The sequence below is a fragment of the Paenibacillus ginsengarvi genome, assembly GCF_003626695.1.
GTDB classification, from domain to species: domain Bacteria; phylum Bacillota; class Bacilli; order Paenibacillales; family NBRC-103111; genus Paenibacillus_AB; species Paenibacillus_AB ginsengarvi.
The window spans coordinates 1-25,672 of record NZ_RBAH01000052.1 but is presented as its reverse complement, the minus strand read 5'-3'; the positions used below and the strand labels follow the sequence as shown (position 1 = coordinate 25,672).

23 protein-coding genes, 6 tRNA genes and 2 pseudogenes are annotated in these 25,672 nt (G+C 52.8%); 6 read left to right on the top strand and 25 right to left on the bottom strand.

The window, feature by feature from the left end:
• Positions 1–611 precede the first annotated feature (611 nt).
• The 13 genes from D7M11_RS35450 to coxB all read right to left on the bottom strand — a co-directional run bounded on the left by D7M11_RS35450 (position 612) and on the right by coxB (position 14,086).
• Entirely contained in the window at positions 612–3,227 is a 2,616-nt protein-coding gene (locus D7M11_RS35450; RefSeq protein ID WP_240041448.1) for a heavy metal translocating P-type ATPase, read from the bottom strand.
• Positions 3,228–3,704: 477 nt separating this feature from the next.
• Positions 3,705–4,070, bottom strand: coding sequence for an ArsR/SmtB family transcription factor (locus D7M11_RS35445; RefSeq protein ID WP_120751986.1), 366 nt, complete (start codon positions 4,068–4,070; stop codon positions 3,705–3,707).
• A gap of 172 nt (positions 4,071–4,242) precedes the next feature.
• Positions 4,243–5,523, bottom strand: coding sequence for an ABC transporter permease (locus tag D7M11_RS35440; protein WP_120751985.1), 1,281 nt, complete (start codon positions 5,521–5,523; stop codon positions 4,243–4,245).
• Positions 5,516–6,424 carry an ABC transporter ATP-binding protein gene (locus D7M11_RS35435; protein WP_120751984.1) on the bottom strand — a complete coding sequence of 303 codons (909 nt, stop codon included), beginning with the start codon at positions 6,422–6,424 and terminating at the stop codon, positions 5,516–5,518. Before D7M11_RS35435 ends, D7M11_RS35440 begins: the two co-directional genes overlap by 8 nt.
• Before the next feature lie 20 nt (positions 6,425–6,444).
• Positions 6,445–7,344 (bottom strand): ABC transporter ATP-binding protein, encoded by a 900-nt coding sequence (locus D7M11_RS35430; RefSeq protein WP_120751983.1) that lies wholly within the window; start codon positions 7,342–7,344, stop codon positions 6,445–6,447.
• The gene (locus D7M11_RS35425; RefSeq protein WP_120751982.1) at positions 7,341–7,751 is read right to left on the bottom strand and encodes a GntR family transcriptional regulator; all 411 of its coding nucleotides are present in this window, start codon (positions 7,749–7,751) and stop codon (positions 7,341–7,343) included. Before D7M11_RS35425 ends, D7M11_RS35430 begins: the two co-directional genes overlap by 4 nt.
• A 28-nt stretch (positions 7,752–7,779) precedes the next feature.
• On the bottom strand, positions 7,780–8,502 hold the full coding sequence (locus D7M11_RS35420) for a hypothetical protein (protein WP_120751981.1): 723 nt from the start codon (positions 8,500–8,502) through the stop codon (positions 7,780–7,782).
• A gap of 155 nt (positions 8,503–8,657) precedes the next feature.
• Positions 8,658–9,110, bottom strand: coding sequence for a DUF420 domain-containing protein (locus tag D7M11_RS35415; protein WP_120751980.1), 453 nt, complete (start codon positions 9,108–9,110; stop codon positions 8,658–8,660).
• Between the two features lie 22 nt (positions 9,111–9,132).
• Positions 9,133–10,038 carry a cytochrome c oxidase assembly factor CtaG gene (ctaG, locus tag D7M11_RS35410; RefSeq protein WP_120751979.1) on the bottom strand — a complete coding sequence of 302 codons (906 nt, stop codon included), beginning with the start codon at positions 10,036–10,038 and terminating at the stop codon, positions 9,133–9,135.
• A gap of 88 nt (positions 10,039–10,126) precedes the next feature.
• A complete protein-coding gene (locus tag D7M11_RS35405) occupies positions 10,127–10,444 on the bottom strand; it encodes a cytochrome C oxidase subunit IV family protein (RefSeq protein WP_120751978.1) in 318 nt (105 codons plus the stop codon).
• Between the two features lie 4 nt (positions 10,445–10,448).
• A complete protein-coding gene (locus D7M11_RS35400; RefSeq protein ID WP_120751977.1) occupies positions 10,449–11,066 on the bottom strand; it encodes a cytochrome c oxidase subunit 3 in 618 nt (205 codons plus the stop codon).
• Positions 11,063–12,865: a cytochrome c oxidase subunit I gene (ctaD, locus tag D7M11_RS35395; protein WP_120751988.1), complete on the bottom strand. Its 1,803-nt coding sequence runs from the start codon at positions 12,863–12,865 to the stop codon at positions 11,063–11,065. The genes D7M11_RS35400 and ctaD overlap by 4 nt, the downstream gene beginning before the upstream one ends.
• A 141-nt stretch (positions 12,866–13,006) precedes the next feature.
• Positions 13,007–14,086: a cytochrome c oxidase subunit II gene (gene coxB / locus D7M11_RS35390; RefSeq protein WP_120751976.1), complete on the bottom strand. Its 1,080-nt coding sequence runs from the start codon at positions 14,084–14,086 to the stop codon at positions 13,007–13,009.
• A gap of 354 nt (positions 14,087–14,440) precedes the next feature.
• Here coxB and D7M11_RS35385 point away from each other — a divergent pair, with 354 nt between their 5' ends.
• The 5 genes from D7M11_RS35385 to D7M11_RS35365 all read left to right on the top strand — a co-directional run bounded on the left by D7M11_RS35385 (position 14,441) and on the right by D7M11_RS35365 (position 18,887).
• On the top strand, positions 14,441–15,118 hold the full coding sequence (locus D7M11_RS35385; RefSeq protein WP_120751975.1) for a hypothetical protein: 678 nt from the start codon (positions 14,441–14,443) through the stop codon (positions 15,116–15,118).
• Between the two features lie 237 nt (positions 15,119–15,355).
• The gene (motA, locus tag D7M11_RS35380; RefSeq protein WP_120751974.1) at positions 15,356–16,165 is read left to right on the top strand and encodes a flagellar motor stator protein MotA; all 810 of its coding nucleotides are present in this window, start codon (positions 15,356–15,358) and stop codon (positions 16,163–16,165) included.
• Positions 16,110–16,937 (top strand): flagellar motor protein MotB, encoded by an 828-nt coding sequence (gene motB, locus D7M11_RS35375; protein WP_120751973.1) that lies wholly within the window; start codon positions 16,110–16,112, stop codon positions 16,935–16,937. The genes motA and motB overlap by 56 nt, the downstream gene beginning before the upstream one ends.
• Positions 16,938–17,068: 131 nt before the next feature.
• Positions 17,069–17,656 (top strand): guanylate kinase, encoded by a 588-nt coding sequence (locus D7M11_RS35370; protein WP_120751972.1) that lies wholly within the window; start codon positions 17,069–17,071, stop codon positions 17,654–17,656.
• Between the two features lie 88 nt (positions 17,657–17,744).
• Positions 17,745–18,887 (top strand): conserved virulence factor C family protein, encoded by a 1,143-nt coding sequence (locus tag D7M11_RS35365; RefSeq protein ID WP_120751971.1) that lies wholly within the window; start codon positions 17,745–17,747, stop codon positions 18,885–18,887.
• Positions 18,888–18,910: 23 nt separating this feature from the next.
• On the opposite strand, the gene D7M11_RS35360 is transcribed toward D7M11_RS35365, so the two are convergent.
• From D7M11_RS35360 to D7M11_RS38240, 8 genes and pseudogenes are all read right to left on the bottom strand, one after another.
• Positions 18,911–20,230 carry a DEAD/DEAH box helicase gene (locus tag D7M11_RS35360; RefSeq protein ID WP_120751970.1) on the bottom strand — a complete coding sequence of 440 codons (1,320 nt, stop codon included), beginning with the start codon at positions 20,228–20,230 and terminating at the stop codon, positions 18,911–18,913.
• Between the two features lie 260 nt (positions 20,231–20,490).
• Positions 20,491–21,009, bottom strand: a pseudogene (locus D7M11_RS35350) (Gfo/Idh/MocA family protein); the annotation flags it as partial.
• Positions 21,010–21,230: 221 nt separating this feature from the next.
• Positions 21,231–21,773: a glucuronyl esterase domain-containing protein gene (locus D7M11_RS35345; protein WP_120751967.1), complete on the bottom strand. Its 543-nt coding sequence runs from the start codon at positions 21,771–21,773 to the stop codon at positions 21,231–21,233.
• A 144-nt stretch (positions 21,774–21,917) separates the two neighbouring features.
• Entirely contained in the window at positions 21,918–22,145 is a 228-nt protein-coding gene (locus tag D7M11_RS35340; protein WP_120751966.1) for a hypothetical protein, read from the bottom strand.
• Between the two features lie 359 nt (positions 22,146–22,504).
• Positions 22,505–22,575 (bottom strand) — tRNA-Gly (locus D7M11_RS35335).
• A gap of 83 nt (positions 22,576–22,658) precedes the next feature.
• Positions 22,659–22,735: transfer RNA gene (locus D7M11_RS35330), tRNA-Pro, on the bottom strand.
• A gap of 236 nt (positions 22,736–22,971) precedes the next feature.
• Complete coding sequence (locus tag D7M11_RS37680; RefSeq protein ID WP_240041447.1) at positions 22,972–23,124, bottom strand: hypothetical protein; 153 nt, start codon at positions 23,122–23,124, stop codon at positions 22,972–22,974.
• Between the two features lie 73 nt (positions 23,125–23,197).
• Positions 23,198–23,332, bottom strand: a pseudogene (locus tag D7M11_RS38240) (helix-turn-helix domain-containing protein); the annotation flags it as partial.
• Positions 23,333–23,487: 155 nt separating this feature from the next.
• Here D7M11_RS38240 and D7M11_RS35320 point away from each other — a divergent pair.
• Positions 23,488–24,999, top strand: coding sequence for a GGDEF domain-containing protein (locus tag D7M11_RS35320; RefSeq protein WP_205127165.1), 1,512 nt, complete (start codon positions 23,488–23,490; stop codon positions 24,997–24,999).
• Positions 25,000–25,075: 76 nt separating this feature from the next.
• On the opposite strand, the gene D7M11_RS35315 is transcribed toward D7M11_RS35320, so the two are convergent.
• From D7M11_RS35315 to D7M11_RS35300, 4 genes are all read right to left on the bottom strand, one after another.
• Positions 25,076–25,154, bottom strand: a tRNA-Leu gene (locus D7M11_RS35315).
• A 13-nt stretch (positions 25,155–25,167) separates the two neighbouring features.
• Positions 25,168–25,239 (bottom strand) — tRNA-Gly (locus tag D7M11_RS35310).
• Positions 25,240–25,301: 62 nt separating this feature from the next.
• Positions 25,302–25,385 (bottom strand) — tRNA-Leu (locus D7M11_RS35305).
• 45 nt (positions 25,386–25,430) lie between these two features.
• A tRNA-Leu gene (locus D7M11_RS35300) sits at positions 25,431–25,513 on the bottom strand.
• Positions 25,514–25,672 lie beyond the last annotated feature (159 nt).

Below are 25,672 nucleotides of genomic sequence, written 5' to 3'. Positions count from 1 at the left end.
TTCGTCCAAAGAAAGTAAAGAAAGGTATTTACCAATGACGGTCACATCTGATATGTTATCCATGAGGGTCTCCTTTGTATGAAGGTATGGATAACACGCCTACCTTTTTACAATAGGAGATTTTTTTATTTGGGCCATGAAAACACATCATAATTTAACAGATATAGTAAATACAAGAGATTGTATTTTTCATGTTAACTTCTTTGCAACGCTAGTGTCTTTGAGGCGTCTTATCCTACCTTTACTTGGGCCGTGCGCAGGCATAGCGGTCTTTTGAGACGCTTATTTCGTGACGAAATCGCTTTTGGAGCCATATACACCGGCTATAAGAGGCTCAAAAACACCCCCTATTTTTCCAAAAAAACTAATTCCCGGTGAGATAGAAGTCTCAAAAGACTTCTATTTGTAAACCGCCTGCATATGGCGGTAGGCGGGACAAGCCCATCGCAAAAAAACAGAGTCAGTGAAACTGACTTCTGATCCGCCCCGCTACTTCCCTGCAAAAGCAGGTACACAAAAAGGCTGGACAGAAAACTTTACGTTTTCTCGTCCAGCCTTTTTATTTTGGGGACTTATTGGACAGCCCTCTGTTTTCATACGCTGTTTTCGCTCTATTCCTCATCAGTGTCGGCAAGAGCCCTTGTCCTGCGCAGCAGCCTCATTCCGTTGGCAATGACGATGAGCGAACTGCCCGTATCGGCGAGCACCGCCATCCACAGCGTCGAGCTGCCGGTAAAGATAAGCAGCAGGAACACCGCCTTGACGATCAGCGAGAACGCAATATTTTGCTTGATGATCCTCAGCGCTTTTCGGCTGAGCCGGACCGCATACGGCAGCTTCGACAAATCGTCGGCCATCAACGCCACATCCGCGGTCTCCAGCGCCGTGTCCGTACCGGCCGCTCCCATCGCAATGCCTACGGTTGCCGTCGCAAGAGCCGGAGCATCGTTGACGCCGTCTCCGACCATAGCGGTTCCCCGCTCCGTCCGCATCATCTCCTGCATAGCGGACACTTTATCTCCCGGTAAAAGCTCGGCTTTGTATGTGATGCCGCCCAGCTTATCGGACACTGCCTTCGCCGTCCCTTGATTATCGCCGGTCAGCATGACGATATTGCGCACGCCGGACGAACGAAGCTGGCCTATAACCGACTTGGCATTGTCGCGAACCTGATCGGCCACCGTAATCATGCCGATTACGGTATCGCCTCCTCCGAGCAGCATGACCGTTTGCCCCTCTTGCTCGCTTGCTCCGATCGCGCTCTGAACCGATTCCAGGGAAACGCCAAGCGACGTCTGGAACCATTTCGGCTTGCCGATGTAATACATCTGTCCGTCAAAGCTCGCCTGCGCCCCGTTTCCCGTTGTGGATACGAAATCTGCGCCACGGCGGAACGGAACGCCTTCCGATTCGGCCTTGCGCACGATCGCCTGGGCGAGCGGATGCTCGGAATGGATCTCGATGCCCGCCGCGAGAGCGAGTACGCCAGAAGCGTCGTCGCCGCGGAACGATACGACCCGTGTTACCTGCGGAACTCCCGCCGTTAAGGTGCCTGTTTTATCGAAAGCAATCGCAGTGATCGCGCCCAGCCTCTCGAGGTGGGCACCGCCTTTGATCAGAACTCCGTTTCTCGCTGCATTGCCGATAGCCGCGACAATGGAAACCGGCGTCGATATAACCAGAGCGCACGGGCACGACACAACGAGCATCATGAGCGCGCGGTAAAACCATACTTCGAACGGCTGCCCCAGCGCCAGCGGCGGAATCAGCGCGATTCCAACCGCAATGGCGATAACCGCAGGCGTATAATATTTGGCGAATAGATCGACGAACCGCTGGGAGGGCGCCTTCTGGGCCTGAGCCTCTTCGACCATATGAATGATGCGGGAAAGCGTATTGTCCCCGGCCAGCTTCGTCACCCGAACCTCGAGCGATCCTTGCTCGTTGATCGTACCCGCGTATACTTCGTCTCCTTGATGCTTCTCGACCGGAATCGATTCTCCGGTTATGGGCGCCTGATTGACGGCAGATTGACCGGCTTCGATGACGCCGTCCATGGCGATCTTCTCGCCCGGCTTCACAAGAATCGTATCCCCGATCCGCAGTTGCTCGACCGGTACATGCAGCTCTTCTCCATCCCGGCGAACGAGCGCTGTCTTCGGCGCCAGATCCATCAGCCCGCGAATCGACCTTCTGGTTCGATCCATCGTATAAGCTTCCAGCGTTTCGCCAAGCGAAAACAGAAACACGACGGCTGCGCCTTCGCTCCACTCGCCGATCAGCGCCGCCCCGACCGCAGCGATCGTCATCAGGAAATCCATGCCGACCGTTCTGGCTTTTAAGCCGTACAGGCCGCTTTTGGCAATCCGGTAGCCGCCGACGGCAATACTTACAGCATACAGAACAACAGCCAGCCGCTCCGTCAAAATGCCAGTTCCTTCGCCTGCCCATGCCGCCGCAAACAACAGTCCCGCCAGCGCAGTCGGCACTACCTTTTTGTTTCGTTTCCATAAGGGCTGCTCGGCTGCTTGCGAACGGATGCCTTGCTCCTCCGCAGCCGTATATCCGGCCATCTTCACAGCATTGACGATTCCCACGACCGCGCTGCCGTCATGCTCGACTGTCATTTTCGCCGCGCCGAAGTTAACGCTGACCCGCGTTACCGCAGGCAGGACGCCGATTTTCTTTTCCAGCTTTTGAGCGCAGTCCGCGCAATCCATCCCTTCGATCCGGAAGACGCTTTGGATCGGCGCAGAGCCGCTGTCGCTCACGTCGTAGCCCAGATTGCGGATTTGCCCCACAATACGGTCATACCCGCATTTCGTTTCGTCGTAGCGGATATTCATTTTGGATGTGGCGAACGTAACCTCGGCATGCGTTACGCCCTCCAGGCCGGCTACCGCTTTCTCCAGCTTGGATGCGCAGTCGCCGCAATGAAGCCCGGTCAACATGACGGTCTGACTCGTTGGCGCCGCCGGATGATCGTGGCCGTGGCCGTGATCGTGACTATGATCGCAGCAGCTATGACTCGCGTGATCGGAATCATGATCATGTCCGCCGCCATGTTGGCTGTGTGCGTGATGGTCATGATCGTGCCCGTGCTCCGGCGCTTCATGGGGATGGGAGTGACTGCAGCAGGCTTTATCGGAAGCGGAAACCGGCTTCGTTGACCCTTCGTGTTCCAATTCGCCTTGGCGCTGTCCGCTGCCGTCCGTTGTCGCTCTCATAGACATATCTCCAATACATGATTAATTATTCATATATTAATACCATTACTATATGCCGCAGTCTGTAGGATGTCAATGCTATTATTTCCAGTTGGTCGCTTTATCAATATTGCCGCTTTGGCCGACGGCCGGGAACTCGAGTAATTGGCTGGCTTTAGCGGAAAATTCTTTCCCGCCGTTTGGCTCCGTTTCTCCAGCGGCACAGGTCTACACGGAACAGAAAGTTCCGTTATCGCCGATTTGCAAGCTGCTTATGCCGACTTAGAGGAAGCGTTATTTCCGTTATCGCCCGCATTCCCTCGTTTTTCTCGGTCGATAGGCAGACATAGCGGAACTTTTGCTTCCTTTATCTCCATGGTCAGCGGCAGTCCGACCGCTTTAACGGAACTTTTACTTCCGCTTCCGCTCCCCACCCGCGCAGCTTGGCTAACAGTAAAGCCGGGCCCCTATGCCCTGGGAACCCGGCTTCGCCGCTGCTTACGAATGCTTCAAATGCTGAAGCGTAAGCACAAATATTTGCTCGATATGCTCGTCGTCGAGCGAATAAAACACCGTCTTTCCCGCCTTGCGGCGTTTCACGATCCGAAGATTGCGCAAGTACCGCAGTTGATGGGAAATGGCCGATTGCCCCATATCAAGCAACACCGATATATCGTGAACGCAAAGCTCCTTATCCAGCAGCGCATAGATCACCTTGACCCGCGTCGCATCTCCAAGCGCCTTGAACAGATCCGCCATGCCGGATGCAGCCGAATCGGAGATCATGGACATTTTTAATGCGGAAAGATCGGTTTCCGATCCTATGCATGTTTCTTCGCACGTATCTTGCTGCACCTTTTCCAAAATGACACCACCTATGGCTTAATCGTAATTGTTTCGTTATACGTATTATAACAGAAACAAGCCCGAAGTGGCATCATATCGGCGATGAGGATTGAGAAACCCTTGCCGCTTCATCACGAGCAGCAAGGGTTTTCCTTTTGCGAATATGATCTCAAGAGAAGAGCGGTACGTTTCAGCTCACCTTGAACGCCTTCATCGCTTTGCGGAATTCCTTGAACGTTGGGCGCTTGCCGTACATAAGCACGCCGACGCGATATATTTTCGCGGCTAGCCAGCCGAGCGCCAGCATCGTCGCCGCCGTAATCGCGATCGAGAGCCAAACTTCCCACAACGCCGGATCGCTCATGCCGATGCGCAAAAACATAATGAGCGGCGAGAAGAACGGTACGAACGACATCGCTACGACAAATGGAGCATTCGGGTTTTGCAGGCCGAACATGGCGATCATAAACGCGGCGATAATCAGGAACATGACCGGCATAATCGCTTGCCCTACCTCCTCCGTGCGGCTGACGAGCGAGCCGACCGAAGCAAAGATAGTCGCGTAGATGAAATAACCGAGCAGATAAAACAGAACGAAGTAACCGATCAGCGATAGCTGAATATCGCCCATCTCGATATTCAGGCTCCTAAGCTTCTCCATATTTTGCGGAATGAACAAGTTGGCGGTTACGACGGCGATAAATACGGCAATCTGCACGAGACCGAGCAGGCAAATACCGATGATTTTGCCGAACATCTGCTTCAGCGGAGACACGCTGGAGATGAGCACCTCCATGACGCGCGAGCTTTTCTCCGCGGTAATTTCCGTCGCCACCATGTTGCCGTAACCGATCACCGTCATGTAGAGCAGGAACAGCAGTGCATAAACGAGCACATAGGCGAGCACCATTTGCGATTCCGTTTTGCCCGACGAGCCTTCTTGTACCTGGATCGTTTGCAGCGATACCGGAGCGTTTAGCTTCGCGCGCTGTTCAGCCGTAAGGCCAATGTCTTTCACGACGATTTCCGTCTTAACCGATTGCAGCGCCGTTTTCAGCTTCGTTTCCATCGATCCGCCCATCGAGGCCTTCGTATAATACGTCGCCTTCGGGAAACCGCTGGCGGCCTCGCTTTCGAATTCGAGATAACCTTCGATCTCCTTCGCTTCCAGCTTTTCCTTGCCGAGCTTCGCATTCGCTTCCTTCGACCCGCCGTCTCCGAGCGGAACGAGCTGCATGCCGAGACCCGGCTGATTGGCGTAGAAGCTTTGGAGCGCCTTCGTCACTTCCGTATCTTTGCCTACGATTCCGATCTTGGTGGTCTCGTCGGACGAAGAAAATTTGGCAATGATGGCCGGTAAATTGATCATGACCGTCAAAACAACGGCGAAGATTAGCGTCGTGACGACAAACGCCCTCGCCCGCACGCGATTCATAAACGTAAACCGGATTACCGTAGACAGCTTATTCATTCCGCCCTTGCCCCCCAACCGTCTTAATGAAAATTTCGTTCAGCGTCGGCTCCATGATCTGGAACCGGTATACTTCCGACTGCGACGATGCGGCCCGCAGCACCTCTTGCGCCGCTTCCGGCTTGTCGATGCGGATCTCCGTCCACGCTTCGCCCTTCTTGACCGACAGGACGCCGGGAATCCGCTCCAGGCCATGCACCTCAAGCTCCGTATCGAGCAGCACCCGCTCCCGCGGAAACGCCCGCTTGATCGCCTTCAGATTGCCCTTCAGCACCGTGTCCGATTTATGCAAGATGCAGATGTTCTCGCACAGCTCTTCGACATGATCCATCCGATGGCTGGAAAACAAAATCGTTTTGCCTTCGCGCCGCAGCTCGGTCACGGTCGATTTAAGCATTTCCACATTAACCGGATCGAGTCCGCTGAACGCCTCGTCGAGAATGAGAATTTCGGGATCGTGAATGACAGCGGCGATAAATTGAATTTTTTGCTGATTGCCTTTGGACAGCTCTTCGACTTTCTTGTTGTAATGCTCCGGCACCTCGAACCGCTCCAGCCAGCGGCGAAGGCCCTTCTCCGCTTGCGACCGCTTCATGCCGCGCAGCTCCGCCAAATACAGCACCTGCTCGCTCACCTTCACCTTCGGATACAAACCGCGTTCTTCCGGCAAATACCCCATCAGGCGCCGCAGCTCCGCGGAATACCCGTTTCCTTTCCAATAGATCGAGCCTTGGTCCGGATAAATGAGACCGAGCACCATCCGCATCGTCGTTGTTTTGCCGGCTCCGTTCGCGCCGAGCAGCCCGAATATTTCTCCCTGCTTCACTTCGAAATCGATACCGTTCACGGCGGTTTTGTCGCCGTAATGCTTCGTTACGCGTTCAACCTTCAATGGATTCATATTCGCTTAACTCCTCCCGTTTAGCGGCCGGACGCTTCGCCGCCGCGTTTGCTATCTGCAATCATATGGTGCAAAATCTCGTCCAGCTCCACACCTTGCCGCTTCAGGGCTGTAATGCCGGAAGCTCGCAGCGCCTGTTCCGTTGCAACTACATCGCGTGTAATGAGTCTCGTCAGCGCTCCTTGCTCCGATTCGACGACACCTGGCAGCCTCAGCTCCGCAGCATGAGGCGTCTCGATCCATAAAGCCTTCCACTCGTCCATCAGCGTATCTTTCTCTTTGTAATTGAGCAGCTTGCCGTTGTACATAAACGCTACATAATCGGCGAGACGGCGCACCTCTTCGATCGTATGGGTTGCGATCAGCACCGTTTTGTCCCCATTTTTCATGAAGTCTTGGATCTCATTCATCATGAAACGCCATATATACGGATCGAGTCCCGAGGAAGGTTCGTCGAGAATGAGCAGATCCGGCATTTGAGCAAGCGTCAGGCAAAAAGCCAGTCTGCGCTTCATCCCTTTGGACAACTGCTTCACTTTCGCTTTCGGATTCAGCTCGAACTTGTCGCACAGCTCGGTCCACTTCGCTTCGCTCCACGAAGGAAACCAGTGGCGGTGAAAGCTCGCAACCTCCTGAATCCGGCTGTCCGCTTCTTCAATGTAGGTCGAATCGGCAACATAGCCGATTCTCCGTTTGATCCCTACCTCGTTCTGCCCGTACTCGCTTCCGAAAATCCGGATCTCGCCTCGGTCGGGCTCGATCACATTCATCAGCATATGGAACAGCGTCGTTTTGCCCGAACCGTTCGGACCGACGAACGCGGCGACAACACCCGGCTCGATCTGCAGATCGAACGGTCCGAACCGGAACGTTTCGAACGATTTTTGTACCCCGCTCAGCGAAATTACGCTATGGTTCATTTCTGCTCTCCCCCTTGATCGTCCGGCATCATCGTATCCAGGCACTCGTGAAACAGCTTATCCGTCTCTGCCCGGGTCATATGAACCCGCATCGCCGTTTCGATGGCGGCGCGAAACGCTTCCGCCACCGCTCCGCTGCGGTATCGCTCGCGCTCGGATTCACCGACCGATGCTACGAAGGTGCCTGTCCCTTGCTTCGTTCGCAGCAACCCTTCATTCTCCAGATCCTGATATACCCTACGGATCGTAATGATACTGCAGCTTAGATCATGGGCAAATTCCCGAATCGATGGAAGCAGCGTCCCCGTAGGCAGCGAACCGCTCAAAATGAGCGATCGAAGCTGCACCTCGATCTGATGGTACATCGGTTCCGCCGAATCCTCCGATAGTTGTATGGGTATACGCATTTGAATGTCCCTCCCTGAGCCGCCACAGCTACTTGATAAACGAACGGCTGCGGATTTTGCGCTCGGTCAGGCGGAACCATACGCAGCCCGAAAGGATGGCGATAACGAGTCCGGCGAGACTCATCCAGACGCCGAATGTCGCGGCGCCGCGAACCGTCAAATCGACCAGGCTAATTCCGAAATACCCCGCTGTCGATGCCGCAGCAACCAGAATAAATACGACGATCATATTGAACAAGAAGTATACTTTCCCGCTTAGGCCCAGCTCCATATAAGTAAATGCTAAGCAAACGCAGATGCCAAAGAAGATCCAGATCAAGGCGAATGCTACGAACTGTGCAGGTGTGAGCAGATACCCCATATCGCTTATGAAATAAAAGGGGATGAAGAACAGCAGCGATTGGGCGACTGTCGTAATCGCGATCTGCAAATATCTCGCTGTCACCAGCTCCGAAGGGCCGATCGGCAGTTGTCTCATGTACTGCAGCTTGCGAGTAAAAATATCGGTTTTATAGAAACTGACGTAATCCGCTGTCATCGAAAATCCGATGCAGCACATAGCCGTCAAAAATACGATATCGGCAGGTATGGAAATACCACTCCTCATTCCCCCACTTGCCTCCGCATACATCGCCCCTACGATAAAGGCGGAGAATACGCCGAAGTACAAGTACAAAATGACCGAAGCGAGCTTCCCCCAATTCGACCGCTTCAGCTCATGCTTCGTAATAAACCATGCATTATTCCACATATGCCGCACCCGCCCAACTTCATGTTTATGTGTGATTACTGTGTATATTTATATTAACAGTATACACATAGAAGCAGTGTGAGGCAAGACAGGCAACAAAAAAAGCTTTTCCCGACATTGCTTTGTCAGGAAAAGCTTATAGCCCAAACCGTTTTTTAAAAAATGGCGTCCAAAAGCGGCTTCGTTTCCCCGCCTGGATAAACGCAATACAGCAAAATGTATACCGTAGCTCCCGTAATCGCGGTAATGAACCAAACGACCGAAGTAATCGGGCCGATTTTGCGGTGCTTGGCCAGCTGATTTTTGAAGCCCCATATTAGGGTAATGATCCCCATGACACCGCCTACAGTGGCAAGTGTAATATGGAACAGCAGAAATACCAGATAAATCGTTTTGATATTGTCCGGTCCGCCAAATTCTGTATTCCCTACGAAAATGGTCCGCGACATATACACGATAAAAAACAGCGATGCAAATACAGCCGCCCATGTCATCAATCGGCGATGCTTCGCAATATTGCGTTTCGCGATCTGAACCCACCCGAACGCTACGAGGATGGCGCTTATAACGATAAACGAAGTACTGAAAGCGGGTAATATGGTATGCATCCTGAAAAGGCCTCCCCTTCCGCTAAACGATCGGATCCGTCAGGACCGGAGTCGTCTCCTGCTCGTCCTTTGCTCTTTCGCGAATATACCAGTTGAAGAAAATGTACGCGAGCGCAGAACCGTAAGTGATCTCTTGCAATATTTTCATAATGACGCCGCCCAGCTGCTGATCCTCTTGCGGGTCCAGAATAGCGAAAAATTCCGGTCCCGAGAAATTGTCGAGCAGCATTTGCGAACCGGCCGGGATGCAATATCCCATCGCCTTTGCCCACATTTGCGGATCGTTGTACGTGGCGAATACAGGCGTACTGGCAAAGATAATCAAAGCGCACGCCGGCGTAATAAGTACACCGTTGGCAAAAATATATCCCATCTTCTTCAGTTCGCTAAGACCGTTCAGCTCCGGAATCGGCGCAATAATCGGCCACCACATCATGAAGGCGGCAATCAGCAGAACGAAGAAGAAAATCGTATGAACCGTGTAATGCGTCATCACATAATCGTGAACAAGCGGCAAATGGTAAAACGAAAATAATATATTAAACGTGACAACCGTAATGAGCGGCTGAGTGACCGCTTTAACGACGGCTCCTACCGGTTTTCTCGATATTAGCGGGCGAACCATCCATTCCGGAACGCCGAGCAGGATCAGCGGCGGAGCGACCAAGTAGGCTACAGACATCGCTGCCATGTGAGCGCTGAACATTAAATGCCCAAGCAGATTAAGCGGGCCGCCCTGAGCGAAGTAATAGGCGGCAATGCCGAGCAAAAACATAACTTTTTTGCCCACCGGCACCGGCTTGCTATCTGGAAACCAGCTGCGTTTCGGGCCGGTCAGCCATAAATAAAGGGCGCCGATTGCGACTACTAGCGCCATCTGCCAAGGGTTCCACAATGCCGCGAATGTAAAATATTGCAGTCCGAGCACGGTTGCTTCCTCCTTCACCTTTCCAATTCCAGTTATTGGCTATAAAAAAAGGGGGCGCTTTTTTTTGACAAAAGGCCCCCTTAGGCGTTTACCACCAAATCCAATATACGACTGCCGCAACTCCGGTGAGCGCGATGATGAATCCGAACGCTATCCCCGTAATCGCATAAACATGCCCACGGTCTTTCATGTGCATCCAGAACGCAAGCTGAAACACCGCTTGAATAATACCGAGCACAACAATAAACAGAATGGTAAACGTTCTGCCGATCTCCGCGTAAACGACTACGAAGGCGAGAACCGTGAGGAGAATCGACAAAGCGAATGCCAGATAATGATTTTTGGGTCCTTCGTGAATGTGCCGCTTGCTAGTCGGCTCCGACGCGCTGTGATGATTCGCTGCCATCCGATTAGCCCACCTTTCCCATCAAGTAAACGACGGTGAAAATGAATACCCAAACGACGTCGACAAAGTGCCAGTACAAACCGAATACGTACAGCTTCGGCGCGGTAACAACGGTAAGGCCCTTCTTGGCAAGCTGGAGCAAAAGCAGTACGATCCAGAGTATGCCGAAAGCTACGTGAGCACCGTGGAAGCCGACGAGCGTATAGAAGGACGAGCTAAATGCGCTTGTCGTAAACGTATGGCCTTCATGCACATACTCGATAAATTCGTAAATTTCAAGCCCTAAAAATCCAAGGCCGAGAATAAGCGTAATGACGAACCACAGGAAAATCTTCGATACGTCCTTGCGATGTAAAGCCTGGATGGCCATTACGCTTGTCATACTACTCGTCAAGAGGAGGAATGTAGCAAGCGCTACTGTGCTAAGCTTGAACAGTTCGGCAGCCGCAGGGCCGTCTCCGATCTGATTGCGCAAGCCGATAAACGTTGCGAACAAGGTTCCGAACAGAACCGTTTCGCCTCCAAGGAACAACCAGAAGCCGAGTATTTTATTGCGGCCTTCCAGCGTTGCCTTTTCCGGTTCAGCGGGCAGGTTGTTGCCGGTCAAATCCGCGTGACTCATACTTTCGCCCCCTTGTCCTGGAGTTCTTCGACTTCGATATGGTAACCGTGATCGTCATAAACCGAGCGAAGCAGCATGCAGATGAGCGTTGCGATAACGCCGCCGGCTCCGACGAAGTAATTGTGGTACATGAATCCGAAACCTGCGATAAACAGTCCGAGCGACATCAGCAGCGGCAGGATCGACGGCGACGGCATATGAATCGGGCCAAGCGGCTCTGCCGGCGTCATTTCCTTGCGGCCTTCCATCTTCTCTTTGAAGAGCGGATCGAGTCCGCGAACGAGCGGAAGCTGTTTAAAGTTGTATTCCGGCGCCGGAGAAGGAATCGACCATTCCAGCGTACGCGCATCCCACGGATCGGCAGGAGCGTTTTTCGGTTTGAGCGAAGTTACGATAATGTTGACGAACAGCAGGATCGTACCGACACCCATGGCGAATGCGCCGATCGTACTGATGAAGTTAAACGTATCGAACTCTTGGTCTGGCAAGTACGTAAAGACGCGGCGCGGCATCCCCATAAGTCCGAGGAAGTGCTGCACGAAGAACGTCAAGTGGAAGCCGATGAAGAAGAACCAGAAGCTCAGCTTGCCAAGAGCTTCGTTCAGCATGCGTCCGAACATTTTCGGCCACCAGTAGTACAGGCCGGAGAAAATACCGAACACGAGACCGCCGACGATAACGTAATGGAAGTGGGCTACGACGAAATAGCTGTCATGGAACTGGAAGTCCGCCGGAGGCGATGCGAGCATGACCCCGGTCATACCGCCCATAACGAATGTCGGGATAAACCCGAGGGCGAACAAACTTGCCGTCGTAAAGCGGATTTGACCGCCCCACAGCGTGAACAGCCAGTTAAATATTTTAATACCGGTCGGAACGGCGATAAGCATCGTCGCAATGGAGAACAAGGCGTTACCGACAGGCCCCAAGCCGACCGTAAACATATGGTGAACCCAAACCATGAAGCCGAGGAAGCCGATGATTACCGTTGCGAATACCATCGCGCTGTAACCGAACAAGCGCTTGCTCGAGAACGTACTTATGACTTCGGAAATAATTCCGAATGCCGGCAAAATCAAAATGTATACTTCCGGGTGACCGAATATCCAGAAAATATGCTGCCATAGGACGACGTTGCCGCCTGCGCTGACATCGAAGAAGTTCGCTTCGAATATCCGCTCGAACATCAGAAGCACGAGTCCAACCGTAATCGCCGGGAAGGCGAACAGGATCAGCGCCGATGTAATAAAGGATGCCCATGTAAAGAGCGGCATACGCATGAACGACATGCCTGGCGTACGCATGTTGATAATCGTAACAAGGAAGTTAATACCGCCGATCAGCGTGCCTATACCGGCGATCTGCAGCCCGAGCACGTAGAAGTCCACGCCCTTGCCGCTGTAGGTTGCCGTCGAGAGAGGCGTATACGCCGTCCATCCGGCATCCGGAGCGCCTTGCAGGAACCAGCTCGTATTGAGCAGAACGCCGCCGAGGAAGAAAAGCCAAAATCCGAGCGAGTTTACGAACGGAAACGCTACGTCGCGCGCCCCGATCTGCAGCGGGACTACCGCATTCATAAAAGCGAAGATTAGCGGCATCGCGGCCAGGAAGATCATCGTCGTTCCGTGCATCGTCAGCAGCTGGTTGAACATCGAAGCGTCAATCGCATCGTTCATCGGCTTGATGAGCTGTATACGAATCAGAATCGCTTCCAGACCGCCAAGCACGAAGAACAGTCCGCCGCCGAGCAAATACAAGATCCCGATCTTCTTATGGTCTACGGTTGTCAGCCAATCCATCAGCCCGCTGTATTTTTTTACTTTATGTGCGTGTGCCAACGTGTTACCCTCCTAAAAACTTTTCCGTCAGAAAAGTTTGCTTCACAAGCATTTTGCTTACAGCCTGCCGGTACTTATACACAACCCTACTTGATGAACCGATTACTTCTGTTTCTGAGCGGCCAAATATTCAACCAATGCACTGATTTGTTGATCGTTAAGCCCCAGATCTTGATCCATTTTGCTGCCTTCAACTTTTTTCGGGTTCGGCATCAAATTACCAGGCTTCACCGCTTGCGGATCTTGCAGCCAAGTTTTCAGGTTATTTTTCAAATCGCCCGGTTCGCGGTTAAACAAAATGCCAGCAACGGTCGAGCGGTCTGCGTAGTTAACCAGGTTCGGTCCAACTTTACCGCCTTCAACCTGCTTCGACTGCGTGTTGTAGATGGCATGGCACGCCAAACATTTGTCTTTGAAAATTTTCTCGCCGTCTTGAATCTGTGCAGCTACAGGCAACGAAGTCGGTGTCTTCATGCTGGCAACCCACCGATCGAATTCGTCAGGAGAGACGGCTTTCACTTTAAAATCCATGAGAGCATGGGAATCTCCGCACAACTCGGCGCATTTCCCATAGTAAGTACCAGGCTTGTCAGCCTTTAAGTAATGCATATTCGTCATACCCGGATTCGTATCTTTCTTGCCGCCAAGCGTCGGTACCCAGAAGGAGTGGATTACGTCCGCAGACTCCAGGTGAAACGCGATCGTCCGGCCGGTCGGGATAATCAAATCCTGGGCCGTTGTCACTTTCTCGTTCATGTACTCGAATTCCCACCAGAACTGATGGCCGGTAACTTTCACTTGAAGCGCATTCGGATCTTTGGAATAGTCTTTATCCAATTCGAATGTGTACTTGACGGTCGGAATCGCGATTACGATCAGCAGCAGGAACGGGATGACCGTCCAAATGATCTCCAGCTTATGATTTCCTTCCACTTGCTTCGGAACGCCTGTTTGACCTTTACGTTTACGAAAGCGCATCAGGACATACACGTAGATGATCATAACGATGGCAAATACGCCGATCATTACGATCAAGGAAATGTATATGACCGATAATTGCTTCTCCGCAACCGGACCTTTCGGATCCAAAGCTGTCAAATTTTCCAAACCACAACCCGAAAGCACGAACGTTAATAACGCCATAAGCGGAATTAAACGCCATGCAGACTGCCACCGACTCATTCACTCATCAACCCCAATTCTCTGTGTTTAATAGACCGATCGTCTCTCCGGAATCGATCTATTAGCGCTATCATGGATGGCCACATTTTGTCAACAAACCTAATCACCTTATTAAATATAAATTCGCGGAACTTTTTTGTCAATCGATGTAGGAAAGTTCACAAATTGTTCTAAATCAAGGGTTTTGGGCTTTTTTGCTATATCGTCTGCTGCTATAAAAATCACTATACAAGGTTATTTCCATAATGATGCCTGTTTATGCAAAAACGACTTTTGTCCCTCGTTTTCAGCCTGCATATTTAACTGCGGAACAACAAATGATACGAAGGGATCTCATATGCACAGGAGGTAAATATGAACCGCCGACTTTTTGCACTTAGCGCCGTCCTGGCTGTCGCTCTCGCCCTAATGCCCGCCTGCAACTATCAGAAGCGTTTCGAAAGCGGTCCTTCCGATTACGGCAGCCGTACGGAAACGCACGAGAAAACCGGCTTCCATACGTACAATACTCAGCTTAGAGCCGCCGATCATAACAATACCCGCCTTGACTTCGTCCAGTCGGTAACGGATGCCGTGGACGAATTGAAAGGGATTCGCAGCTCGCTCGTTTTCGTTACCGACAAAAACGTTTATGTAGCCGCCGTTCTGGACAACACAGCCACCGGCATGAAAGGCAAAGGCACCGTCCAGTTCAGCGACCGCACGATCGCTTCCGGGCAGAATGCACTTCCGGATCGTTCGTATGAACTTCCCCCGGGCAATATCGTCATGGATAAATACAGCTTCGATACGGTTCCGAGCCCGCACGACCTTTCATCCGAGCTCGTCCGGACCTTGGATGCCAGTGTGCGGCAGTATTACCCGGACGCGGCGAACGTCTTCGTATCGGCGAACAAAGATTTTATCAACCGATTCAGCGAATACGCGCACGAGGCGTGGCGCGGTCAATCGCTTCAGCCCTACCTGAACGATTTTAACGCCCTTGTGAAAGACCATTTCGGCGATCACGGCGTGATCGATCTGAATCCGTAACGCCTATAGCCGGCACGTATGCCATCTTTTCCGTTTTTCGTTGTATTTCTTCATCTATATATATGTTTTTTAAGCCCGCAGCCTTTGCGGGTTTTTGCTGTTTGCGGCAAATTGAAAATATTCGTTCTTTTTCAACACATTTCCGGTGGTAAAGGCAGGAATTTGTCGGTTTGAATCGAATTAGTAGTTCTAACCAGCATAACCATATGGGACGGATTACACAAGGACGGTGCAACAATGGAGAAATCGACTGGTATTGGCATTATTTTGGCGCTCGTCGCCCTTCTCGTAGGTATGGTGCTGAAAGGCGCGCATCTGACTTCCCTGCTGAATCCCGCGGCCTTCATGATCATTATCCTCGGGACGATCGCCGCCATCTTCATCGCATTTCCGATGTCGGATCTGAAGAAGGTGCCGAAGCTGTTCGTCATCTTGTTTAAGCAGCAGAAGCTTCTCGACAAGAAGGAATTGATTCAAATGTTCGTCGAGTGGGTGACGATCACTCGACGCGAAGGTCTTCTCGCCCTCGAAAGCAAAGTCGACGAAATCGACGACAGCTTCTTGCGCGGCGGTATGCGCATGATTATCGACGGCAGCGACCAGGAGCTCGTTCACGACGTATTAATGGAAGAAGTATCGGCGATGGAAGAGCGCCATCGTACCGGCGCGCTCATTTTTACGCAGGCCGGCACTTACGCGCCGACGCTTGGGGTACTTGGAGCCGTTGTCGGGCTTATTGCCGCGCTCAGCAACCTGAATCAGGTGGAACAGCTCGGGCATCTGATCTCGGCCGCGTTCGTGGCGACGCTGCTCGGTATTTTTACCGGTTATGTGCTGTGGCATCCGTTCGCGAACAAGCTGAAGCAGATTTCCAAGAAGGAAGTCGAACTGAAAATTATGATGGTAGAAGGCTTGCTGTCGATTCAATCGGGCATTTCAGCGATTGCCATCGAACAGAAGCTGTCCGTTTACCTGGCCCCTTCGGAGCGTTATGTCAATAACCAGGAGGAGGAAAATAGTGAACAAAAAGCGCAAGCCGCATCATGAGGATCACATGGATGAAACGTGGCTGATTCCTTATGCGGACCTGCTTACGCTGCTTCTGGCCTTATTCATCATTTTGTTTGCCTCCAGCGAGATGGATTCCAAAAAATACGATTCCATTATGCGCAGCTTGAACAACGCCTTTACGGGCGGAGTCAGCTTTTTTGAGCAGCCTCAGGTCGTCCCCGTCCCGGGCGACCCCGCATCGGATCTGCACAAAAAAAACGAGGAAGCGAAAGCCAAGCAGGAAGAGCAGCTCGACCAAGTCCGCAAGGAAACGGCCGATTTGCAAGAGCTGAAGCAAAAGATCGACAATTATATCGAATCGAATCAATTGTCCACGCAATTGGAAACGAAGCTGACGCAGGATCTTTTGATGATTACGATCCGTGACAACGCCTTGTATTCCTCGGGAAGCGCAACAGTTAAGCCCGATGCGCAGAAGCTGGCGGTAACGATCTCCGATATGCTTCAAAATTATCCGCAGTACCAGATCGAGGTAGCCGGTCACACCGACAATGTGCCGATTCGCAATGCCGAGTTCGAGACGAATTGGGATTTAAGCACGAAGCGCGCTCTTAATTTCATGAAAATATTGCTAGAGAACCCGAACGTGTCCGCGAACCGGTTCCGTGCGATCGGTTACGGCGAATACCGGCCGATCGATACGAACAACACGGCTGATGGCCGGGCCAAAAACCGCCGCGTGGAAGTTTCCATCTTGCGGACGGTCAAGGAACCGACCGTTATCGGCGCGTCCGGTGAACCGCAATGAAATAACAAAAAAAAGACGACCTGAGCGCCGCGAACGTTACGCGGGGCTCTTCTTTTTTTGTCTGTCCGTGAATACAATGATACATGGCAGTTGCAGCCTGTTCGTTCAATATCGACCGGGAGGTATGCGTCATGTCCCAAGCGAAGGAAAGACGGCACTTGTTTGTATTTACCGGACCGGATGGCTCCGGACGCAAAACGATAGCCGATATGGTCGGCACGACGCTGGAGCTCAAGAAAGTACTCTCCTATACGACGCGGGAAGCCCGGCAGGGCGAACAAGAAGACCAGGATTATCATTTTATTTCCGCGGACGCGTTCCGTACGGAAGAACGGAACGGAGCCTTTGTCGAAACTGTGTTTATCGGCGGTTTTTATTACGGAGTGAAGAAAGCGGATATCGAGCGGTTATGGGCGGAGCATCGTTTCGTATACGTCATCCTGAACCCGGAAGGAGCCCATCTGCTAAAGCAAGCGTTCGGCGACGCCGTGATCCGGCTGTTCCTCTACGCCGACCGGGAAGCTCTGCGGCACAGGCAGCTCGAACGCGGAGACGGCGTAGCTCTCGTCGAGGAGCGGCTGGCCCACTACGAAGCGGCGATGTCCTACTTGCCGCAGTGCGAATACGCGTTCGAAAATGTCGATCTGTCCCACACGGTATTCTCCATCACCAACGTCATCGAACAATATTTGAATCGGCAGCTGCTCAATCTGGATTAACACAAGCATAGACGGCCCCCGTTTCCCGGAACGGGGTTTTTTCTTGTTTCATTTTGTGACACAATAGAAGAAGGAGGGATGAGTGAGGATGAAAATCATATCGATCGAACCGACACCAAGTCCGAATTCGATGAAAATCAATTTGGACGAAAACTTGCCGAAAGGAATCAAGCGGACCTATACCCAAAAAGATTCGGCGCTCCCCGCCGTCTTTCGCAGCATGCTGGACATACCCGGAGTAACCTCCGTCTTTCATACCGCCGATTTTATTGCCGTAGACCGCACGCCGAAGGGGGATTGGGAACTCATCCTGTCACGGATTCGCACAATTCTGGGCTCCGAGGAGCAGGCAGGCGAAGCGCCGGAACAAGCGCTCCCGCTCGACTCGTTCGGCGAAGCGAACGTGCTGGTGCAGATGTTCCGTTCGATTCCGATGCAGATCCGCGTAAGAAGCGGCATGGATGAAGCACGCCGGGCGATGCCGGAACGTTTCGTGCAGGCTGCGATGAAGGCGGGCAGCGCTTCGCCGAACTTGATTCGGGAGCGTCATCTCGAGGATAATGGCGTGCGCTACGGGGATATACAGGAAATTGCCGATCTGGTTGTGCAGGAGCTGGATGCCTCCTATAACGACGAACGGCTAGCGCAGCTTGTTGCCGCTGCCGAAGCTTCAGGGGCGGACGCGCCTGCGGCGCCGCCAGAGCCGAAAGAGGAGCTGACCGCCGATGAAGTCGAGCGGCTGCTGGACGATCCCGACTGGAAAGTTAGATATGCCGCTCTTCAGCAAATGAAGCCGACTCTGGAGAAGCTTCCGCTGCTGGCCAAGGCGCTTGCCGACCCGCAGTCGTCCGTTAGGCGGCTCGCCTCCGTTTATATCGGCGATGTCCGCGAGCCTGAAGCTTTGCCGTACTTGTTCCAGGCGCTTCAGGACGACTCCGTGTCCGTTCGCCGGACTGCAGGGGATACGCTGTCCGATATCGGCGACCCTGCCGCGATCGGACCTATGATCCGCGCCTTGAGCGACAAAAACAAGCTCGTCCGCTGGCGGGCGGCCCGTTTTCTATACGAAACCGGTGACGAAACGGCCCTGCCTGCGCTCCGGGAAGCGGCGGACGACGCCGAATTCGAGGTTCGCATGCAGGTCAAGATCGCCATTGAGCGCATCGAAGGCGGTGCGGCAGCCGAAGGCTCCGTTTGGCAGCAGATGACGCGCAGAAACGAAACGACGTAAGCTACAGCCAGCGGCGGTGGCCTTTAATTAGGCTTACTGCCGCGACCCGCATTCCGTTTGGACGAACTCGCCGCGTATCGCGGCGTTTTCGTTTGTTTGCCGCCGGCTTGCCCGCCCCGTTTTCTGGAGGCGTCAGCCCCGCGGCTTTTGCCGTTTCCGGCAGACGAGCCTTGTCGGGCGTTCGGCAGCTTGCCGGGTGTTTTTTTGGCGACTTCGCTGGCAAGCAGGCCGCCTTCGGTGTTGCGACGAGGCAGCTTCATGCCGATTTTACTTTCCAACTTGGCTAGCCGCATCTTGTCTCGCGGCGTTGCCAGCGTGATCGCCAGGCCGCTTTCTCCGGCCCGTCCGGTACGGCCGATTCGATGTACGTACCATTCGACGTCTTGCGGGACGTCATAGTTGAAGACGTGCGTAACGCCCTCGATATCGAGCCCGCGGGCGGCGATATCCGTTGCGACCAGCACCTGCAGGTTCGCCTCGCGGAATCGCTTCAACACGTTTTCGCGTTTCGCCTGCGACAATTCGCCATGCAGCGCGTCGCATTCGACGCCTTCTTCCTTGAGTGCTTCGCTGACAGCGTTCGCCCTTCCCTTGGAGCTGCAAAAAACCATCGCCAAATACGGGCGGTAATGACCGAGCAGTCGCAGCAGCGTCTTCGTTTTTTCCGACTCGGGAGTTTCCACAATGGATTGCTCCACATCCGCCGCCGTCACCTGCTTGCCGGGTGCGCGCAGCTGCTCCGGCTTTTTCATATACCGCTCGGAAAGCTGGCGAATCGGCTGCGGCATCGTGGCCGAGAACAGCATCGTTTGTCTTTTGTCGGAAGAAAGCGCAATAAGCGTTTCTACTTCCTCCAAAAAGCCGCGCTGCATCATCTCGTCGGCTTCATCCACCACGACAAAGCGAACCCCGCTAAGCGACAGCGTGCCGCGCTTCACATGATCAAGCAGACGGCCTGGCGTGCCGACAACGATCGCCGGAAGCTGCTCCAGCTTTTTGATCTGCCTCTCCACGTCCGTACCGCCGTAGATCGCCGCGACATCGACCTCCACCGTTTTGGTCAGCCGCTCCGCTTCTTTGGCGATTTGCACGGCCAGCTCCCGTGTCGGCGTCATGATGAGCGCCTGCGTAAACGGCCGCTTCGGCTCCAGCCGCTCCACGATCGGAAGCACGAAGGCCAGCGTTTTGCCTGTGCCCGTCTGTGCCTGTCCCACTACGTCCTTGCCCGCCATCAGCGGCGGAATGGCCTGCTCCTGAACGGGAGTTGGCGTATGAATGCCGTGTAGCGCCAGCGCCTTTTGAAATTCTGGTCTAATGCCCAGGCTTGTAAAATTGGTAGTCATTATGGCTCACCTTTTTTCTTTATCAGCTTAAAAGTATCCTGTGTCAACTTTTTCCCACTATAGCACACCGGGACGGGATTCACAAAGGAGCATACAAAAAAACTTTTCGTTTCGAAAGGTTTTGGGTAAAGCACGTATTCAACTTTTCGAAGCGGGTTGTTCTTCCGGTGCAAACCGCGGGTTTTGCCGGAATGCTTCTTCCAAATTCTCAATTTGTTAGCGCACACCCTCTGGCGTAATCTTCAACGCCTTACCTTCAGTCAACGTGTCATACAACATGTGATAGAAAGCGGCGGCAGGAGCGGGATAAGCCGTGCCTTTTCCCGATTTCCAGCTTCCGGTGTCAATTCTTCCCGGCAATAGATCGGCATGCCGCCCGCGTTGCTGAGCGGCGCAAGCTCCAGCTCGTGATGCGGCGCCTCCTCCGGCTTGAAATATTTCCATTCGAGTCCGCTGTTGTTTCCTTTCAAGCTGCCGTGTTTCCCCTGGATCAAATAGGTAGGGCCAGCATAGGCATTACAGTTCGATATTTCGATATCGAACAATTTACCGGGACTGCTCAATATGATTTTGCAATAATCTTCTGCATCCCCGAAGCTGTTTACGCTGTCCATACGGCAAAGCACATTCGGCAGCGTTTCGACGCCAAGCCATTGCAGTGACAAATCGATGAAGTGCGAGCCTGTATTCAGCAAACTGCCGCCATTGCGAGATTTCAACGTCTGCCAGTCCCAGCGGCGGGAAAAGTGGCTCGCGGTAATCGAAACTTGCACGATTCGCCCAAGGACTCGGGTTCGAGCACCTTATTTATTTCGTCGCCTAATCCGGCATATCCGTATAGCCGGTATACCGGCTCCGCGAGCCGCATGGAAGAAACTCCGATTCGGGGTCCGCCCATTCGTCCTCGGAGGCGCTCGCCACATAGAGCAGCCGCGGGGCCGCTCACGATCATAGCAAATCGCTCATCGACGGCTCCCGCCCACAGCGCGGTCTTCCCCCCTCACGAGTGGCCGACTACGGCAACTCTTTTACTGTCCATATGCTCGTCGGTTTCGAAATAATCCATGACGCGACTGGCGCCCCACGCCCATGCCGCTATCGTTCCCCAGGCATTACCCGCCCGAGTCTGGCTGGCACCAGCTTCCAATAACCCGTGTAAGCCATTGCGAAAACCGTCATGGCAGTCGGGATCGACGTCATTCACATGAAATACAGCAGCCGCATAACCCCTGGCTATAATCTCCTTCGCCGGCCAGAACGGGCTCGTTGCTATTAGCTCGGGATCTGACGCCTCCCGATTGTTAATAAGCAGGAATACCGGCACTGGCCCGGCGATATTAACCGGAACGATGAGTAGCAGGGGAATTATCCCCTCGCCGTACGGCCCCCGGTAGCGTATCGCGACTTTCTTGCGAATCGCCGTACCTTGCAGAAAGTCTCTTCGGACCTCGCATTCGAACGATACCTCAAGCGGTTCGGGCGCATAACCGTAATATGATCCCGGAACAATCCCAGCACCTCCGGCCGGCGCTCCGCTTCCCACTGTGCGGCGCCGATGACGGGCACTCCTGTTCGGGTGACGAGAGGATCCGGCAGCAACGCTAACCTCGCATAAGTCATTTCACGCTTCCCCCTCTCCGACGCAGGCCGGGGTACTAAACAGCATCCCCCAGCCTCCGCACATCCGTTATTGCTTTTCCATCTTCTCGATATATGCATTCATATCTTTCAAATATTCGTCTCCAAATTGGCTAGTCCAGTCCTGAAGCGCCTTTTTGTACTCCTCTACCGGCGCATCGCCGAGGATAATCCGTGTCGTGACTTCACTAAACTTCTTATTAAGGTCCAGATACTTGGGCGTCCGGGCAATGTTCGGGGTATACCCGCGATCTTTGGATAACACCAAGCGATCCACAATTGCGCCTGCGGCCGAAGCTTTCTTCTCTTATGGCAAGGGCACTACGAAATCTGCTGGATAAAGGGATTGCCCCGAAACATTAAGCACATATTTTCGAACGCTTCTACCGGGTGGATAGTGGAAGATCGGGAAAGAAATGAAGCTGGAAGCAGTAAAAAACGAAGCGTCTTGAAGGAAAGTGCATCCGGGTATTGACAAGGATACTTTGAATTTCAACGAGGGTGGACATAGCGGTATTGCCGTGTCTGCTTTTTTCGCTGCAAGGAGTGCGATAATCCTCCGCTACACATCCGGACTCATTGCCGAAACAACAAAAAAAAGCCTTGTGCATCAAGGCTTTCGAGGTTTAAATATGAAGCGGGTGATGGGAATCGAACCCACGCTACCAGCTTGGAAGGCTGGAGTTCTACCATTGAACTACACCCGCAATATATACCCGCAAAAATGACGATAACCTCGCAGCTAATTCCGACAGCTTTTGCGAGGCCGGTTTTTGAAGGAAATACAAAATGGTCGGGACGACACGATTTGAACATGCGACCCCCTGGTCCCAAACCAGGTGCTCTACCAAGCTGAGCTACGTCCCGTTATGTCTATACCTCGAAGCTTATTCTGTAGACTTTGTGGAAAGCCCTGAGGAAAAGCTACTCACCTATTATATCACAATCGATTAGCACGTCAACATAATTTTAATGTCTTGATGAAGATGCCGCGCAAGCGTCAGGACCGCTTTGCGTCTGCGGTTCGAACCGCGCTGTTTTCTGGACACCGCCTTTTGTTGCCGTTTCAGCTTCGCCTCGCTTTTGCGAGAGGCTTCGGCGCTTCAAAAATAGGTGAACGAATCGTAGCGGCTTTGCGGCTTGAAGCGTGGGAACCCCGCCTTTTCGCCGCTCTTGACGCGGCGATAGGAGGCTTGGTACGCCTTGTCGAGCCGCCTGGCGACATCTTGCAGCACCTGAGAGTGTACGTCTTTCAACGCCGGAATCTGCTGTTTGCGCTCTCGGAACGTCTTCGCTTGCTGGCCGTAGGTTTGGCGCCTTACCTTCCGTTTTGTAAGCGTGAATTCGTTCAGCGAGCAAACGATTGTACAGCAAGCGGCAGCGTTTGAGTGTGCAGCGAATCTTTTCTTGTTGCTCGCTTGTAGGATACAATCGGAACTTGTACGTTCTTAACAAGACATTCACCTCCTGTATATAGAATACTACAGAAATGGGAACTAATGTTTGCCTTTTTGTTCTATAAACAATTGTCTCCAAATCGTTTAAAATAGAAGTACCCACATTTCGACATATGAAAGTAGCGATCGAACATGGAACTGAACGAAGCCCTTATACTCACATTGACTCACGGTGCCCCCATTCTCTTCTTCACCTATATGTTCACCAATGTGCTGATGAGAAACCGCGACAAAACCGAGCACCGTCTGCTTAGTCTCATTTCGCTATGCTACCTGCTTCTGTTCACCGAGGAATACGTTCGGAATCAGGTACCGATTGAATATAGCCCGATTCTTTCCTCGCTATGGCTGAGCAGCGTTGGTATTCTTATTGCGGGTCTTTGTTTTCACTTTCTGTTCCGGGTTACCCGACTCGATCGGCATATGCCCCGCTGGCTGTACCCGTATGTACTCTATCTTCCTTTGCTGTTAGTGGCGGTGAATATCGCCACAGGATCGCAGTGGATCTCGGCCCATGAATTCGTTCAGAGCGGCTTATGGAAGGTTCCTGTATACAATGCCGGCTATTTCTCCGCCATTACCGGGGGCATTGTCCTCAATGTTCTGTATTTGGTACTCATGGCGTTTGCGTATCGCCGGTCCGCCACGAAAGAGCAGCGCTCCATCTACAAGAGACTAACTATCGGCGTCTTCATGTCGATCGGTTGGCACATCGCTTTCGGTTATTTCAATTATGGCGGCTTTTTACCGCCATATCCCTATCTGTACAGTGGTGTCATCTGGTGCTACATGCTCAGACTCACCATGAAACGTTACGATTTTCTCAGCCTGTCGGATAAACGCTACGAGAAGCTGTTTCACCTGATCCCTGACGCCATCCTGCTTGTCGATCGGGAACTGGAGCTGAAGGAGGCGAATCCGGCAGCCCGTCAATTGCTTCGGAAGCTGGGTCTTACTCCTAAACTGTTCTTCGAGCGGCTGAACAATCATATCCCCACACAATTGCGAGGCGGGCTGGAGGTAAAGCAGGAGGGTATCGAGATCGCCTACGAGGGCGGCAGCGTTCATCTGCTGCTGAATGCGGATTACGTCTGGGTCGACAACGAAGAGTACGCACTGCTCGTCTTACGGGATATTACCGCTCAGAAACAGGCACAAAACGAAATACTGTTTCTGGCCTATCACGATCCGCTAACGCGCCTGCCCAACCGCAGATACTTTCATGAACAGTTTGACCGAGTGTTGTCCGAAGCAGCTGCCCGTCAAGAATCGGTAGCACTGCTGCTGATTGACCTGGACTGTTTCAAGCTGCTAAACGATACGCACGGACATATTGCCGGAGATGAGGTACTGCTGGAGTCAGCACGTATCATGCAGCATACGATCGGCGAACGGGGATTGGCAGCGCGTATGGGCGGAGATGAATTTATTATCTACTTGCGCGGCTCTCCCTCTGTATATGGAATTGAAAGCTTGATCAGCGACATGCAGGAGCAATTTGCCCGCTATATGTCCAAATACGGCGATGTGCCGGTAGGCATGAGTATCGGTATCAGCTGTTATCCGGTGGACGGGTTGGAGGTGCAGGCCTTAATCAACAAGGCGGATCAGGCTATGTTCGAGTTCAAACGGAGCAGGAAATCGGCTGCGGCAAGAAAAAGTCACGGCGCATAAAATGCGGTACCTACAGTAAATACGATAAAGCCCTCGGGAGCATCCCGAGGGCTTCTGGTTTGTTCTTATCATTCGATACCGGTGAGAGGACTCGAACCTCCACGGTTTCCCTCTCGATTTTGAGTCGAGCGCGTCTGCCATTCCGCCACACCGGCAAAAAGCCAAAAAAGCGGACGACGAGATTCGAACTCGCGACCCTCGCCTTGGCAAGGCGATGCTCTACCACTGAGCCACGTCCGCATAAAATTCAATCAGGATTGGAAAAAAGCCATCATTATGGCTTTTCACAAACTTGCATAAGATGCGGTCGAGAGGACTCGAACCTCCACGGCTGTTACACCACTAGAACCTGAATCTAGCGCGTCTGCCAATTCCGCCACGACCGCACGTATAAAAGATTGCAAGCAACGATCCGCTAAAAGATCGTTAAATGCGGTTGAGAGGACTCGAACCTCCACGGGCTTTCGCCCACTACCCCCTCAAGATAGCGTGTCTGCCATTCCACCACAACCGCATATGGAACAGGGGTTTGGTTATTCCCTGAAGACTGGATGCGAAACGAGCGATTGAAGCAGAATCGAGTGCCTCGGGGGTATCCGAGGCTCTTTGGATAAGCCCTCGACCGATTAGTATTCGTCAGCTGCACGCATTGCTGCGCTTCCACCCCGAACCT